Here is a 13,810-nt window from a genome sequence, read left to right on the forward strand (position 1 = left end):
TAATGGATTTATTTCTGATAACCATTTGTTTTTATATGTGAAATAAAGCCAACTATAAAAACCGCTTCCAGCGGAGCTATTTCACGTACTACCTTGATTTTGGTCTGAATCGACCCCTGACAAGTTGCGCGTACAGGTTGACTTCTGACCCTAACTGACTGTATTTATGACACTTATTGGGATAAACATTCAGTGAATAAAACCATTCAGTTAATAAAAACAACCAGTTAGAAAAAAAAGCAAGATTTTGCTCATCTTTGAACGGTGCTTACTCAGTAAGATCAATAAAAGTTGATGTATTGCGCATCATTAAGCGTAAGACAAGGTATAGAAAAGTAAATGAACGGGTTAATAAAAAAGCTCTTTTGCTATACAGGTCTGTTTTATGCGTAGTTCACCCGGGGTTTTTTCATTATCCCAATACAATTGACTAATATGATGTTGTTTAGTGATTTCTTCTGTAGCTGTTACCAGCGACGAGTAGGGTAAGACGGGGCAGGAACAAAGAAGTCAGCACGACGAGTGCCGCCGTTTTTTAGTTGCTGGCAGTGATATTGTCTGGGTTGGAAATCACCGCCACTACTTCTGCCAGGTTGCCAATTTTTACCTCGCTGGTGCGGTTGATTTTACTTTTGTCTAGCAGCAGCAAGGATTGCAGGGCGCGTTTAAGCAGTAGAGATTTGAATTCGGCATGATATCCCGTTAGTGGCTTTTATCAGGTGCCGATATATACCTGTTACTATTCAAGCTGTAGGCGGGCTATGTTCAGTACCTGACTTCTTTATCGGTTGGGTATTGCCCTACAGCTTGCCGTGCAATGCTCAGACATGCGCCTCGTTATGCAGACGCTGATTGATATAATCAATGGCCTGTTCTGGGCTCATCATTTGGTTCAGTACGTTAGTGATCCCTTGCCCGATAATGATCTCCGCATGGCGTAGATTGAACCGTTGCCCCTGCAATCCGCGAGATTCACGGATGCCAGTACCTGAGCTATCACGTAATAAGTTAAACCATGGGTAGTGATGCAAAATGCGCTGGTTCTGATAGATACAGCGGTGGGCGCTATTACCACCAAGCAGTACCAGATGTTCGGTGATTTCCGCTGAATATAACCAGTGAAAAAATTGCGCTGCTGGTTCCTTCTTTTTGCTAAAACGCGACATCCCTAAGGTTCCGCCCCCCATCTGTGGTTTATCACCGGGTACTGGCGCATAGCCAATGGCTGGAGATAGTGGGCTATGTGCCACGTCATTAAACAAATTCATATACATGATCAGCATCGCCAGTTGCCCTTGCTCAAATTGCGCCACTGAGCTATTCCACCATTCACTGTGCAGATTGCAAGTAACGGCAAGCTGTTGCAGATATTGCTGCAAAGCGCTAATGGCGAGCTTGGGTTCGAGTTGAATCGGACTGTTTTGCTGTACTAACCGCCCACCCAGCGCGTAATAACGCAACAGGTATTCGGTGGCGATCAAGCCTGAACTCCCTAATGTGGTTGATGACCCCATCGGTCGTTGTGGATCCCCCGGTTGATGAATGGCGCTGAAAAAGGCAGCAATAGCATCAAATTCTGCAAAGGTGGTGGGAACTTTCAGTTCCTTACCGGTTTTCTCATAGAACATGCGTTTGATGGTGGCGTCTTCAAACAGGTCACGGCGGTAGAACAACAGTTGTGTGCTGGCATCAAAGGGTAACGCGTAGGCCCCTTCGCCGATTAGGCTGAAGTGGTGGTTAACCTCCGCTGGAAAGCTTTCCAGTAAGCTAGGCAACTCAGGCGAAATGTCTGCCAGCGGTGTGAGTGCTTGTTGAGCAAACCAGGGGAAGCAGGCCATGTCGATACGCAGCAGATCGTAATAGGGGTGCAGATGCAGATTAGAAAGAATAGTAAACACTTCGTCATAGGGATAAATAGCCAGGTTTACCTTGATACCACTTTGGCGATAGAAGTGTGGCAGTAGCTTTTTTAACGCATCAGTTGAGGGACTTGGCAGAATGAGCATATTCAGCGTTTCCCCTGCAGCCGTCGTCCGTGGTTTTGGCTGAACATCAAGGGCGAATCCGCGGTTGGTCAGTACTTGTTCAGTTGAATGCGGGGCCGAATTTTCAAGATAGCGCGCGATTTCTTGCCCCAAGCGCGCGTAATCCATCTGATAGTTATATTGATTTACTATCACTGCCGGTTCACAGTCGCTCAATTGCCAGATGGGAGGGCAGGGGCCCGTACTACCCAAGTAGGCAGCTTGAGTCAGACAACGGCTTTTTTCGCTGTCTTGTGCCACCAGTATTGACGGTGGTTGACCATTAAAAAAGGCAAATGCAGCGGTGTGGCATTCACTGGCTGGTGACGGGATGGTGAGCAATTCGGTCGAAGGACTTAACCGCGCCAGTGTGATTTTCAGTGAATCGACAAACTGGTGGCTATGGGTATAAGTAAGAGGCTCGCAAAATATACCGACTTGTTGAGGATGTTGCTGGGCAATGGCGGTGGCAATGGCTGTTGCTGCTTGGCAAAAATCGAGGCTGAATCGGGTCTTGGCTTGCTGGGGATGTCGATAAACAAACAGGATCTGCTCGGCGGGTAAACGCAGCGTCTGATAATAGATTTCACTGTCGTTAAGGCAAGAAACAGTGACGATGCTTTGGTAGGATTTGGCCGCCAGTGTTTGCAGGATCTCAATTTCTTTAGTCGGCAGGTCGTTGCTGATATACAAGTCAAGCGTACCAACAACGGACAAAGTTAACGATTGTTGAAGACCGCGAAACAGCTGGTGATATTGTTCGCTGTTGATGTTAGGCAAGATCAAGGCAATACCGCTGTTTTTACTGGTGCGTAGTGATTGCGCCTGAGCATTGATCTGATAACCCATCTGTTGGGCGGCTTGCTTCACGGCTTCAATTTTTTCAACACTCACGTTGCCACGGTTGTTCAAGACGTTGGAGGCTGTGCCGTGGGAAACCCCTGCCAGCTTTGCTATGTCCTTGATTGTCGCCATTTTTATTATCACGCCTACCAATCTGTGTTGATGCTAATACTAGCAAGGTCACAGGGCTATCGCGATTTTTTTATCCCCACCACGTAAGTTCTTCAAATCGAATGCCTGATTTTGGATCGTTCCATAAAAATACGGTCACTACTTGTTCTTTTTACCGGCGGTACATGGGCTGTCACTACAATCTCCATAATTTGTAATATTTATTTAACAATATGATATTAAGCTATTTATTTAAATATTTTGAGTGCTGTCACCAAAATGTGTCAACGCTATTGTTTAATTTTTACCCTGATGTTTATTATTGACACGTTCCAAAATGCTTTGTGTGTTGGCCTGGGATGTAGCAAGCCACTGTCTGGCTGCATCTTGAAATAATGGGAATGAGAGTAATTAACTCACTGAATAAAAGGATAAAAAATGAAAATACACTTTTTGGGTTCGGCAGCATCTGAAGGTATCCCTAATCCATTTTGCCGCTGCGAGCATTGCCAGCAAGCTCGTATTCTAAAAGGGAAAGATATACGTACCCACTCTTCGGTGATGATTGATGAGGGGATGTTGATTGATATGGCGCCAGAGTTTAGTCAGCAATTGCTGCGTGATGGGCTGGATGCCAACGGGCTAACCGATCTGTTGTTTACCCATACTCATCCAGACCATTTCAATGTCGGTGAGTTGTTTAGCCGTATGGAAGGGTACGGCTTTAATATTGACCATCCGCTGGAGATTTTTGGTAATGATCGGGCCATCAATGGTTGTGCCTCAGTGCTGCCCGGTTATAGCAAACAACGTTTTGGTTTTCATTGCCTGGTACCGTTTGTCACTGTGGAAAGTCATGGCTATCGGATCACACCGCTGTTGGCGAACCACGCCAAGTGGGAGTTTTGCTATGTGTATGTGATCGAAAAGGGCGGGAAAACGATTTTCTATGGTCATGATTCTGGCTGGTTCCCAGAACTGACCTGGCAGTGGCTGCAGGGGAAAGTGTTGGATCTGGCGGTGCTGGAATGTACTTATGGTTTTAATGGCGATGACCGTACCGATAATCATATGAGCCTGGAGACGGTTTTTGCTGCACAAGAAAAGTTACGAACTATGGCGTGCCTGCATGCTGAAAGCCAGATTGTGGTGTCCCATATTTCCCACAGTGGCAAGTTACTGCACGATGAGCTGGTAGCCGCCTGTGCTGCTAAAAATATCACCGTTGCTTATGACGGTTTGACCATTAACCTTAAATAGGGGAGGTGTCCCATGGAATTAAATAAAACGCCTCGCCTGTTGATTATGATGTTTGTGCAGTATTTCATGCAGGGAGCTTGGAATATGACGTTGGGGCTGGTGCTGAGTACTTACGGCATGGCGACCATCATCGGTACTTCTTATGCGCTACTGGGGCTAGCGACCATTCTTTCGCCACTGTTTATCGGGATGGTGGCTGATCGTTTTTTTGCTTCGCAGAAAGTGATGGGTGTCCTGCATCTGATTAATGCCGGGGTACTGCTTTGTGTACCGCAGTTTATCGAAGCCCATAACTCGACTATGACGCTGGTGATGATTTTTCTGGTCGGGTTGTTGTTTTACCCGACGACTGCGCTGGCAAACAGTATCAGCTTCAGTCATATCAATGGCGTAAAATCTTTCCCTGTGATCCGTGTATTTGGCACCTTTGGTTTTATGGCCATTGGTTTCATTATTGGGCAGATGGGCTACTCGGGTAACACGATGACCTGGTATATCGCTTCGGCAGCTGGCGTGGCATTAGGTTTATATTGCTTTACTCTGCCTAATACCCCGCCGAAGGCCAAAGGCAGTGCATTTACCTGGCGTGATTTGTTGTGCCTGGATGCCTTGGCGCTATTTAAGGATCGCAATTTCACTATTTTGATGCTGAGCATCTTTGTGCTGATGATCCCCAAAACAGCCTATTCCGCCTATATTCCCGTGTTCCTTAAGGCGCTGAGTTTTGATAATGCAGCGACAATGATGCAGGTAGGAACCGCTTTTGAAGTGCTCTTTATGTTCCTGTTGTCATTCTTTTTACTGAAAGTGGGTTTCAAAGTCACCTTGATGATAGGGGTAGTGAGTTGGATTATTCGTTCGATGCTGTTTTCCCATGCGGCGGTGGATAGCAATGTCATGTTTGTGTTGATTGGCCTGATGTTACAGGGGTTCTGCTGGGATTTCTTCTTTACGGTGGGGGATATCTATGTGGACCGTAAAGCACGTCCAGAGATCAGAGCTCAGGCACAGAGCCTGCGTTTTATGGTTTCCAATGGTTTTGGGCTCTTGTTTGCCTCAACCATTTGTGGGCAAATTTTCAACCATACCGTAACTGAAAAAGGGCCGCAGGCATTACCACAGTGGGAAAACTTCTGGTTATTCTCGGCGATTATTGCTGCTGTTGTTTCACTGTTCTTCCTTGTTTTCTTTAAAGACGACCTTTCTAAAAAGAAAACATCGACAGAAATGGCAACAGCCAGATCATAGCCGTGCATGTCGGGTTGCAGAAAAAGGAAACAACATGGGGAGCTTGTTATCACTGATTGGCGAGTTTGCACCACTCCATCTGGCAACGGTCACCAAAATCGTTATGGCATTCGTTCTCGGCGGCGTGATTGGCTTGGAACGTGAGTTTAAAGGTAAGCCGGTTGGGTTTAAAACCTGTGTCATCATCGCCATTGCCAGTTGTGTGCTGACGATAGTGTCTATTCAGTCTGCTGAGTATTACGCTGAAATTTCGGCCAATATTCGCAGCGATCCGATGCGACTGGCTGCACAGATTATCAGTGGAGTCGGTTTTTTAGGCGCAGGGGTCATTTTACACCGCCGTGACGATGCCATTTCAGGCCTGACGACTGCGGCAATAATTTGGGCATCGGCTGGGGTGGGTATTGCCTGTGGAGCCAGTTTCTATCTGCACGCATTATTGGCGACGGCGCTGTTTTTATTGGCGATCAAGCTCAGCCCATACGTTGTTTTGCTGCAATCCAGATACCAGTATCTGGGCAAGGTTACAGCGCGTCTGATTCTGGATGAGACGGAGGGGTTACCTTTGTTGATGAGCAGGCTTAACCAGCAGAGAAACTTGATTGATGCGATGACCATCCGTGATCTGAAGAAAAACAAGATCGAAGTGAACCTTAAACTGACGATAAGAAAACCAACGACTCTGCATGATCTGTATAGCATGCTGCGCAGTATTGACCATGTCTGTTTCGTCGCGCTGGAACATTGAGTTTTTGATTAAAACCATGCCGGGCTACAGATTAGCTCGGCATGGTTTAGCGGGTAGGTAATATCAGGCTTTAACCATCACGTTCATGCCGCGGTAGCTGACCTTTTGGCCATCAACGATTTTGCAGCGTTTACGTGTTTCCACCTGGTCGTTAACTTTTACCAACCCTTCAGCGATCACTTCTTTAGCACCACCGCCGCTGTCACACCAGCCCTGTAACTTCAATAGATCACACAGTTCGACGTGAGGGTGATTTTCCAGATTAAAAATGTCCATACTGCCTTAACTTAGTTAGGTTGAATGTCGTGATATTCCTCGCAGGCTTGCAAGGTATTTTGGATCAGTGTTGCTACCGTCATTGGGCCGACACCACCCGGCACCGGCGTAATATAGGCTGCCCGTTGGCTGGCGGCTTCATAATCTACATCCCCGACGACTTTACCACTTTCCAGGCGGTTGATACCGACATCGATCACAATTGCACCCGGTTTGATCCACTCACCAGGAATAAACCCGGGTTTACCGACGGCGACAATCAGCAGATCCGCATGTTCCACATGGTGGCGCAGATTCTTGGTGAAACGATGGGTCACGGTGGTGGTACAGGCAGCCAGCAACAGCTCCATACTCATTGGGCGGCCGACAATGTTGGACGCGCCTACCACTACGGCATTCAGGCCATAGGTATCGATATTGTAGCGTTCCAGCAAGGTGACGATCCCCCGTGGGGTACAAGGGCGCAGTTTGGGGGCGCGTTGACACAACCGGCCAACATTGTAAGGGTGGAAACCGTCAACATCTTTATCCGGTAGGATGCGCTCCAACACCTTTACATTATCAATCCCTGCCGGTAAAGGCAGTTGCACCAGAATGCCATCGATCTCAGTATCAGCATTCAATTTATCGATCAGCGCCAACAGCTCTGGCTCGGTAGTAGACGCGGGGAGATCGTATGAGCGCGAGATAAAGCCCACTTCCTCACAGGCTTTGCGTTTGCTGGCGACATAAATCTGTGAAGCCGGGTTCTCGCCCACCAACACCACCGCCAGGCCTGGAGCCCGTTTGCCTGCGGCAAGGCGCTGTTTAACTTGTGCAGCCACTTCATTTCTAACCTGCTGCGCAATCGTTTTACCATCAATAATCTTTGCTGACATCAGTGAGGAAATCCATCATTTAACAAAAGCGGGGGGAATAGGCCTATTTTGTCAGAAGAGAGGCGCGCTGTCAGGCTTTGAATCGGCGTTAGTGCGAAAACCAACCAGAGAACCCTGGTATTTTCCTTTCTATACAATCAAAGATGGAGGGCGGCAACTTGAGTGAACATCGGTTATATCAGAATGTTATGCACGAAAAATCACCATAAAACACGCCTATTGCCGTCAGGTTATGAAAAGGCATTGACTCAATAACCACTGACCGTATAATCCCAACCCGCAACCTCGGTTGCCGCATCCATTTCTCAATGCGCCCTTAGCTCAGTTGGATAGAGCAACGGCCTTCTAAGCCGTAGGTCACAGGTTCGAGCCCTGTAGGGCGTACCATAAAAATCAATAGCTTACGATAAGTTTATCAACGGTAGTTACAAGCAATAAAATTTATGTAACGGCTGGTGTAAGTAAATTTTATCTACGCAAATCAACATTATCGTGAAGTAGCTAACATCCCTGGATAGTGTTTTGCGATGATATCGTTCATCTTATCAATCAACGTCGGTTTCTTAAATGTCAGGTGCGCCGAACCCTTCATAAAATATTTTATCTCAAAATACTCATCTTCATAAACTTCCGCCCTTTGCCGATGGGCGCTGATATGCTCACATAGCCGAGCGGTGACATCCCTCCGGTTGTCCGGGATCGCCTTGCCCTCCAGCAGGAACAACATCCGTTCAAGATCTGCCAGTTGATCCCGCCTGTAACTGTGATTTAGCGTAAATCCCCATTGGTTGTAACTCACCAGATTGGACACAATAATTTTTTTGCCAAACCGACAAGGGTGATTCGACTTGTAATCCCATGAAAGCGACTTGAATACGTTGATCACCCCACGCTCAAAGACCTCATCTTTGCTCTGATGCAGTTGCTCAAAGGTACTGAGTATGTTGGCTTCGCTAATGGTAGGGATAGTATCCCCTTCCAGGTTTCTATACCACTGGTCACGGGCTTGAGCGTCCATGATCGATAGCATTCCTGATTTTTTCATCAGGTCTCGCCATAGGTAGCGATCAAAATTGCGGGTGATCACTGGCATGGCGGTTTCTACTTTTTCCATCAGCCAGCAGCCGCAGCGGAAGTCTTGACGCATAGCCCAGTCTCTTGCTACTCCACCGCCAATACTGCTGGTCATGGTCGAGATATCTTCAAGTTGGTGGATAATAGACTCAATTTGCGCCAGAGCGGCATTACGCCCAACAACTATACGTTCAATATTGGTTGAACAAATCACTTCGGTATGGCCGGTTAAAACTTCGGGTTCAGCATGAATAAGTGTCGACATAATTTTGTTTTCTTTTATTTAAGATAGGGATAAAAACAAGACGCCACCCAGTGGGTAGCGTTGATGCTTGTGAAGGGATCGTGCGTTACGGGAGTTATTGCGTTGGCTGATTTTTCATGGTTTGAAGGGTTAATGAGCAAGGCGATACAACATTATCGTATTCAGGTTCACTGGCTTTTTGCAGGGAATAACCGTGGTTATTGACTGCCTTGATCAACGCTTCCAGCTCGATACCATCAACAGCAACGGCTATCTTCCCCATGTTCAGCCCCAGTACCTGGATACTGTCGACTTCAACATTCAGGTCGATCTTCACGGATGTGCCCCCTGTCGTTGGTTTTTACCGTTGGTGATATGAGTGATGGCCTTGTAACCTCGGCGTTTCATCAGACCCGTAGCCTGTCGGGCCCGGAGAAGATCGATAGGCGTAATAAACGGTGATTGTTCACGGATACTAAAACCGGTGCGATCAATACGGACCAGTTCATATTTTTCCACGATAAAATTCAGCGCATCCGCCAGGGAAATCCCTGCATTAAGATGCTCTTGGATCACACCCTCGTGACTAAAGGCGGTATCTTCCAGTGCCAGACCATAGTGTTGTTGCAATAGATGGGTCAGCAATACCTGCCAGATCGCGATGGGTGATGGGCAAGACGGTGCTGCCCGTTTCGGGGTAACCGATACAGTTTGCATGATTGTTATCCTGATAGAAGGTTGGAAAAAGCGTGAATACTTGGGTGAGGGAAAGCCGTTTTATGCAGTTGTAGCTGATGTTGGATAGATAGATATATACACGTACCCGCAGGAGCCCAACGTATCGGCTTCGAGTGTCAGTCCGCTCGCATGGAGTGTGACGCAGTGTTGTTGTCGGGGATTGAGTTCAGCAGACATCAGCATCGACTCCAACTGCTGAAGCCATAGCGGGAATACCTGGTCGAGATGACGCAACTCGGCATCACTGAACTTCCCCACGATATCGGCACGGTCTGCCAGGTAATGCAGTTGGTGGCCTTGCTGTACCAGGCGAGCACCAAACTGAGGTGTGATGATACGTTTTAGTCCCCAGGCTGGTGGGGTGATATCAGCACCCTGGGAGGGGGTATCAGGTTTACTATCGGTCATCGTTAAGTTTCCTTGAAATAGGCACTGTCCCGCAATAAGGCTGGTGTGTGTCGTGGATGAGAGAATGAGACAGGCTTTGGTGTGGCGAGTCATTACCAACTGAAGGTGGTAAAACCGGGCAAGACCTCACTCAGCGCATCAATATGTAGGTAGGTCAGTTGATAGCGTTTCATCAGAGTGGTGACCAGACGGCGGCAGGTTTTGGGGAGTCCCAACCGTTTGAGTTGCAATATCGGGTGGGTCCACGCATCCAACCTCAGCAGATAGCCAGTGCCCGAGAACGAGATCCACTCACCGTCACTAAACTCTTCGTGACAATGAGAAATCCGGTACAGCACTACGTTGTCGTCTTCGGTGATATGGGCCGAACTGCATTGCAGACCAAAACGCAAAAGCGGTGTAGTGGTGATCATTTTGTCCTCCTCACAGCCAGCCACGTTCGGCAAATGACACGATATCGAGCCCACCCACAACCAGGTGATCCACCACTCTCACATCAACCAATTCAAGGGCCGTCTTTATCCTGTCGGTGATTTGTCGATCAGCCTGACTGGGCTCGGCCAACTGGGACGGATGATTGTGCGCCAGTACGGCACTCGCCGCATTGTGCTTCATGGCAGACTTCACCAACTCACGGGGGTGAACGGTGGTACTGTTGATGGTGCCGGTAAACAACGTCTCCTGAGCTAGCAGACGGTTTTGATTGTCGAGCCACAGCACGACGAATATTTCACGCTCCAGCCCGGTCAGATGCAGGCGCAACCAGTCGCGGGTCACGCTGGTGGAGGTGAACGCCACTCCGGGCTCCCGCAACTGTTTTGCCAGCAGGTTCAGGGCGCGTCGGATGGTACGTTGTTCGCCAGGTGACATTTCAGCCGCAGTTGGGGATAACGTTATCTTCATGGTGAGAGTACCTTGTTGCTCAGTCAATCAGGGAGAAAATGGCGCGGCTGTCGGGGTGATGCAGTGCGTATTCCCGCAGGCGGTAGAAATGTTCGGTCATTGCTTCGCTCTCAGTGCGGCAAGCGTGGTGGCTGAAGGCCATCAGGCAGGTGGTGATCCCTGCAGCCTCAGCACTCATCTCGGCACCGTTACCATTCATACCGTTAAACAGTGACCACCGCTCATCGCCTTCTGGAGCCATAAAGGCCCCGCCGTTACTGAGCGTGTAAAAATCCCAGGAACCCCCGTGATAGTCGGCACACAGGCGATCCAGCCAGCCAAAGACATGAGGCTCCAGAATGAGCCATTGCGGTACGTTTCCAAAGTGCTGTGGCCAGAAACGGAGGCGCTGGCGGTTTGGCACAGCAGTGGCGGTCAGTGTGTTTGTCTGAGAGGAGGCTGTAGGCGGGGTAGAATGTGTGTTCATGAAAAATATCCTTATAAATGAAATAAATAACAAAACAGGCCCCACCGGAAAAACCGAGGGCCTGTACGTTCGAGGGAGGTAATAAAAGTCAGTGAGTGCTTATGGTGACGGTTCACGCGAGGTCTGGCTGGCGTAACACTACAAAGTCCTTATTCGGAGATTAAAAACGAAAGGCCATGCTTCCCGAAGGAGGCATGGCCCGTAAGATGATCGATTGGTTGCTGATAAAGAAAGTTAACCAGCGGTATTCCTGCACCCGCTAAGGTCATCCAGCTCTTTTTTCGTATTCTTAATACCGGGAGTAAAGCTCCCTACTTTTTTATCATTAACATAAACATCGAACGTTGCGGCGTGACCAAGGGCATCAATAAACTGGATCCAGGCGTTGTCCCCATTTCGCCACCCCAGCGAAGAGGGTAACGGAAACTGTTGGTCATCGGTCACAACCGTTATTGCAGTTTTATCATCGCGTGAATCTGCACCAGTACCGTCAGGCAGCTCAATGAGCACGTGATGTTGCAAGATATTTTGCTCATCTGGGTTCATAGTGCAGTTAAGGTTAAAAACGACATTTTCCGAATTGGTGATCAGGTATTCTGTTACACCCTGACCAAAACCACTGGTCCACATATTCGGTATGGCCTGAGCGGTTGTTGCTGACACCAGAGTTGACACCATCAGCACTGCGTGAGGTAGACGCATAATTCTGTCCTTAAATCAGTAAATTGAATTTTTTGCAATCTGCATTATTTGTAATAAGCCCATGTATCCTCTGATATATTCTTGTCAGACGTTAATCAACATCAGGTCAGAATGATCAGTACCAACATCACCAACCAGGCCCAGAAATACGTGGGTTTCTGCCCAAGCGTTTTAGCCCGCCGCCACAGATAAAATGGAACCAGCCAGGCCAGCTTGCCAAAAGCCGCAGTATCCACCCCGACTTTGCGAAAACATGATTTCCTTATCTGTGAAACCCCGGTGTCGCCCGGAGAAATTACTCAGTGGGATAGCTATCTGAAGCCCGGTCCGAAGACGTTACTGGTCTATTTACTCTTCTTTCGGGTACTGTCTCAGCAGTTGCCCGTCCGACGACACAATTCCGCCAGGCTTTGTTGCGCTACCCATTGCTGCAGTTTCCGATCCTCTTCTGAGCGTTTAGCCGCCAGCGCCGCTTGTTGCTGTTTATTCACACAGTTATCCGGCATGACCATGACGACTTTCGCGGCTATTTGCTGCCTGACGTTGGCAATTTTAGCCTTAAGAACATCATCAGTATCGTGAACTGCTGGCCATGTGGGGTAAATAAGGTCATCAATAGCCTTATCCCGAACAGAGGACTGGCTATCAATAATGGCAAAATAGCACCCTTCACCTTTATCTTCTCCCTGATAAACCGTTTCAATATCGTTGTAGGTTTCACCGACAGGATTCAGTTTTAGTTGGCGAATGGTGTGGGTTTTCTTGTCAGCCAGGAAAATGGCACCGCCGCCACGGACACGTAGCAGAAACTGTCTCGTCCACGGGTAGTTATCAATCACGCTGGCTTGATAGAGCATGTTGTGCAGCTTATTGTCGTCCATGCCATCGGCGGATTTCCAACCGTCAGCCTGCATGTATTGCCAGGCTTTGACTGTGCCGACAGTGTTTCCAGCGTCAGCCGGAAAAACAGCACCAAGGCAAAAACTGGCGGCCAGCACTGTAGTGGTAAGCAATTTCATCGTGATTATTCCTTCTGAGGTATAAGCCCGCCGTCAGTTGCGACAAGCAATGAATGGAAAAAGCGAAAGTGGGGTAAAGCCTGAAGAAAATCCGGGTGAGATAGGATATCGCGCATCGCTATATCTGGAGCGAAGCTGCCGTTGTGGAGCGTGACCGCCCGAATATCGGTCAGGGGAAAAACGGCAATCCGGGCCTGATGCTCACCCGTCAGATACCATTCTCTCTCACGCAGAACCAAGCGATAGGGAGCAAGGTCTGTGCAGCGACAACCGCTTCCCAGTAGCGTCACCTTCCGGTGTTCCGATACTGCGCTCACCAGTCGTGTGAACACGCCCAAGTCTGGGGATGACGCTTGGGCCACTCCCTGCCAGATAAGGCAGGGAGACTCACCAGGACCGCTCAACAGTGAAGCGACCAGATGGTTATCCATACCAGGAAACAGTGCTTCAACGCCCGACTGGCGGACAAATGTCATCACAGCCAGCTCTCTCTGGCGGCCGCCGGACAGCAAGCGACACTGACCCTTGCGATACTCTAGATCCAGATACATCAGCCGTTCCCGAAAGTCCCGGCGCAGGGTACGAACCGACACGCCAAATTCAGTTGCCAACGTTCGCAAATCTAGCGTTTCGCCCGCCACCAGACGGCTGATAATTAACGACAGCCTGACGGCAAGCCGGTCATGACGGCGTTCAGCCTGAGTCATGATACAGGTTCTCCAGTGAGATAATTAGCTGAAAATAAAACAGTTATTTTAACGAGGGGCAGGGACAGGGAATGGACACAAGAAGACGTATTTTTTACTGTTGCCGAAATCAACTGTGACGGGGCTTAGAGAGAAAACATACCAAATTCGATAGCTTATAA

The 13,810-nt window shown here is 48.5% G+C and carries 16 protein-coding genes, 1 tRNA gene and 2 pseudogenes; 4 read left to right on the forward strand and 15 right to left on the reverse strand.

Annotation, left to right across the window (positions count from 1 at the left end; genetic code table 11):
• Positions 1 to 535: 535 nt before the first annotated feature.
• Both AC2A06_RS00915 and AC2A06_RS00920 read right to left on the reverse strand, forming a co-directional pair.
• Positions 536 to 697, reverse strand: a pseudogene (locus AC2A06_RS00915) (L-fucose operon activator); the annotation flags it as partial.
• A gap of 124 nt (positions 698 to 821) precedes the next feature.
• Positions 822 to 2,999 carry an extracellular solute-binding protein gene (locus tag AC2A06_RS00920; protein WP_484379063.1) on the reverse strand — a complete coding sequence of 726 codons (2,178 nt, stop codon included), beginning with the start codon at positions 2,997 to 2,999 and terminating at the stop codon, positions 822 to 824.
• A gap of 417 nt (positions 3,000 to 3,416) precedes the next feature.
• Between AC2A06_RS00920 and AC2A06_RS00925 the strand changes: the two genes are divergently transcribed.
• From AC2A06_RS00925 to AC2A06_RS00935, 3 genes are read left to right on the forward strand one after another with little or no spacing between them, the layout of a single operon-like run.
• Entirely contained in the window at positions 3,417 to 4,238 is an 822-nt protein-coding gene (locus AC2A06_RS00925; RefSeq protein WP_473195832.1) for an MBL fold metallo-hydrolase, read from the forward strand.
• A 12-nt stretch (positions 4,239 to 4,250) separates the two neighbouring features.
• On the forward strand, positions 4,251 to 5,486 hold the full coding sequence (locus AC2A06_RS00930) for an MFS transporter (protein ID WP_484379064.1): 1,236 nt from the start codon (positions 4,251 to 4,253) through the stop codon (positions 5,484 to 5,486).
• Positions 5,487 to 5,520: 34 nt separating this feature from the next.
• Positions 5,521 to 6,234: an MgtC/SapB family protein gene (locus AC2A06_RS00935; protein WP_473195830.1), complete on the forward strand. Its 714-nt coding sequence runs from the start codon at positions 5,521 to 5,523 to the stop codon at positions 6,232 to 6,234.
• A gap of 63 nt (positions 6,235 to 6,297) precedes the next feature.
• Here the strand turns inward: AC2A06_RS00935 and ybcJ are convergent, their stop codons facing one another.
• Together ybcJ and folD are read right to left on the reverse strand one after the other, a co-directional pair.
• On the reverse strand, positions 6,298 to 6,510 hold the full coding sequence (ybcJ, locus tag AC2A06_RS00940; protein WP_023489231.1) for a ribosome-associated protein YbcJ: 213 nt from the start codon (positions 6,508 to 6,510) through the stop codon (positions 6,298 to 6,300).
• 11 nt (positions 6,511 to 6,521) lie between these two features.
• Positions 6,522 to 7,388, reverse strand: a complete 867-nt coding sequence (gene folD, locus AC2A06_RS00945; RefSeq protein WP_023489232.1) for a bifunctional methylenetetrahydrofolate dehydrogenase/methenyltetrahydrofolate cyclohydrolase FolD — start codon at positions 7,386 to 7,388, stop codon at positions 6,522 to 6,524.
• 310 nt (positions 7,389 to 7,698) lie between these two features.
• Here folD and AC2A06_RS00950 point away from each other — a divergent pair.
• A tRNA-Arg gene (locus AC2A06_RS00950) sits at positions 7,699 to 7,775 on the forward strand.
• 100 nt (positions 7,776 to 7,875) lie between these two features.
• Here the strand turns inward: AC2A06_RS00950 and AC2A06_RS00955 are convergent.
• From AC2A06_RS00955 to AC2A06_RS01005, 11 genes and pseudogenes are all read right to left on the reverse strand, one after another.
• The gene (locus AC2A06_RS00955; RefSeq protein ID WP_484379065.1) at positions 7,876 to 8,727 is read right to left on the reverse strand and encodes a DUF4942 domain-containing protein; all 852 of its coding nucleotides are present in this window, start codon (positions 8,725 to 8,727) and stop codon (positions 7,876 to 7,878) included.
• A gap of 94 nt (positions 8,728 to 8,821) precedes the next feature.
• On the reverse strand, positions 8,822 to 9,043 hold the full coding sequence (locus AC2A06_RS00960) for a DUF5983 family protein (RefSeq protein WP_484379066.1): 222 nt from the start codon (positions 9,041 to 9,043) through the stop codon (positions 8,822 to 8,824).
• Positions 9,040 to 9,423, reverse strand: coding sequence for a TA system toxin CbtA family protein (locus AC2A06_RS00965; RefSeq protein ID WP_223665188.1), 384 nt, complete (start codon positions 9,421 to 9,423; stop codon positions 9,040 to 9,042). Before AC2A06_RS00965 ends, AC2A06_RS00960 begins: the two co-directional genes overlap by 4 nt.
• Positions 9,424 to 9,483: 60 nt before the next feature.
• Entirely contained in the window at positions 9,484 to 9,852 is a 369-nt protein-coding gene (locus AC2A06_RS00970; RefSeq protein ID WP_223665189.1) for a type IV toxin-antitoxin system YeeU family antitoxin, read from the reverse strand.
• A gap of 92 nt (positions 9,853 to 9,944) precedes the next feature.
• Positions 9,945 to 10,265, reverse strand: coding sequence for a DUF5983 family protein (locus AC2A06_RS00975; protein WP_484379067.1), 321 nt, complete (start codon positions 10,263 to 10,265; stop codon positions 9,945 to 9,947).
• A gap of 10 nt (positions 10,266 to 10,275) precedes the next feature.
• The gene (gene radC, locus AC2A06_RS00980; protein WP_115115199.1) at positions 10,276 to 10,755 is read right to left on the reverse strand and encodes a RadC family protein; all 480 of its coding nucleotides are present in this window, start codon (positions 10,753 to 10,755) and stop codon (positions 10,276 to 10,278) included.
• Positions 10,756 to 10,774: 19 nt separating this feature from the next.
• Positions 10,775 to 11,221, reverse strand: a complete 447-nt coding sequence (locus tag AC2A06_RS00985; RefSeq protein ID WP_368436836.1) for an antirestriction protein — start codon at positions 11,219 to 11,221, stop codon at positions 10,775 to 10,777.
• Between the two features lie 234 nt (positions 11,222 to 11,455).
• Positions 11,456 to 11,923, reverse strand: a complete 468-nt coding sequence (locus tag AC2A06_RS00990; RefSeq protein WP_227736115.1) for a hypothetical protein — start codon at positions 11,921 to 11,923, stop codon at positions 11,456 to 11,458.
• Positions 11,924 to 12,024: 101 nt separating this feature from the next.
• A pseudogene (locus AC2A06_RS00995) lies at positions 12,025 to 12,171 on the reverse strand (DUF4339 domain-containing protein); the annotation flags it as partial.
• A 123-nt stretch (positions 12,172 to 12,294) separates the two neighbouring features.
• Positions 12,295 to 12,942, reverse strand: a complete 648-nt coding sequence (locus tag AC2A06_RS01000; protein ID WP_223536251.1) for a hypothetical protein — start codon at positions 12,940 to 12,942, stop codon at positions 12,295 to 12,297.
• 5 nt (positions 12,943 to 12,947) lie between these two features.
• The gene (locus AC2A06_RS01005) at positions 12,948 to 13,649 is read right to left on the reverse strand and encodes a WYL domain-containing protein (protein ID WP_484379068.1); all 702 of its coding nucleotides are present in this window, start codon (positions 13,647 to 13,649) and stop codon (positions 12,948 to 12,950) included.
• Between the last annotated feature and the right edge of the window lie 161 nt (positions 13,650 to 13,810).

The sequence above is a fragment of the Serratia sp. HNCC26DJ244 genome (assembly GCF_057180565.1).

Excerpts from the sequence above, each read along its gene's own strand:
- radC (WP_115115199.1), bottom strand. The coding sequence starts at position 10,755 with ATGAAGATAACGTTATCCCCAACTGCGGCTGAAATGTCACCTGGCGAA.
- AC2A06_RS00965 (WP_223665188.1), bottom strand. The coding sequence starts at position 9,423 with ATGCAAACTGTATCGGTTACCCCGAAACGGGCAGCACCGTCTTGCCCA.
- AC2A06_RS00975 (WP_484379067.1), bottom strand. The coding sequence starts at position 10,265 with ATGATCACCACTACACCGCTTTTGCGTTTTGGTCTGCAATGCAGTTCG.
- AC2A06_RS00955 (WP_484379065.1), bottom strand. The coding sequence starts at position 8,727 with ATGTCGACACTTATTCATGCTGAACCCGAAGTTTTAACCGGCCATACC.
- ybcJ (WP_023489231.1), bottom strand. The coding sequence starts at position 6,510 with ATGGACATTTTTAATCTGGAAAATCACCCTCACGTCGAACTGTGTGAT.
- AC2A06_RS01000 (WP_223536251.1), bottom strand. The coding sequence starts at position 12,942 with ATGAAATTGCTTACCACTACAGTGCTGGCCGCCAGTTTTTGCCTTGGT.
- AC2A06_RS00970 (WP_223665189.1), bottom strand. The coding sequence starts at position 9,852 with ATGACCGATAGTAAACCTGATACCCCCTCCCAGGGTGCTGATATCACC.
- AC2A06_RS00990 (WP_227736115.1), bottom strand. The coding sequence starts at position 11,923 with ATGCGTCTACCTCACGCAGTGCTGATGGTGTCAACTCTGGTGTCAGCA.
- AC2A06_RS00935 (WP_473195830.1), top strand. The coding sequence starts at position 5,521 with ATGGGGAGCTTGTTATCACTGATTGGCGAGTTTGCACCACTCCATCTG.
- folD (WP_023489232.1), bottom strand. The coding sequence starts at position 7,388 with ATGTCAGCAAAGATTATTGATGGTAAAACGATTGCGCAGCAGGTTAGA.
- AC2A06_RS00930 (WP_484379064.1), top strand. The coding sequence starts at position 4,251 with ATGGAATTAAATAAAACGCCTCGCCTGTTGATTATGATGTTTGTGCAG.
- AC2A06_RS00925 (WP_473195832.1), top strand. The coding sequence starts at position 3,417 with ATGAAAATACACTTTTTGGGTTCGGCAGCATCTGAAGGTATCCCTAAT.
- AC2A06_RS00985 (WP_368436836.1), bottom strand. The coding sequence starts at position 11,221 with ATGAACACACATTCTACCCCGCCTACAGCCTCCTCTCAGACAAACACA.
- AC2A06_RS01005 (WP_484379068.1), bottom strand. The coding sequence starts at position 13,649 with ATGACTCAGGCTGAACGCCGTCATGACCGGCTTGCCGTCAGGCTGTCG.
- AC2A06_RS00920 (WP_484379063.1), bottom strand. The coding sequence starts at position 2,999 with ATGGCGACAATCAAGGACATAGCAAAGCTGGCAGGGGTTTCCCACGGC.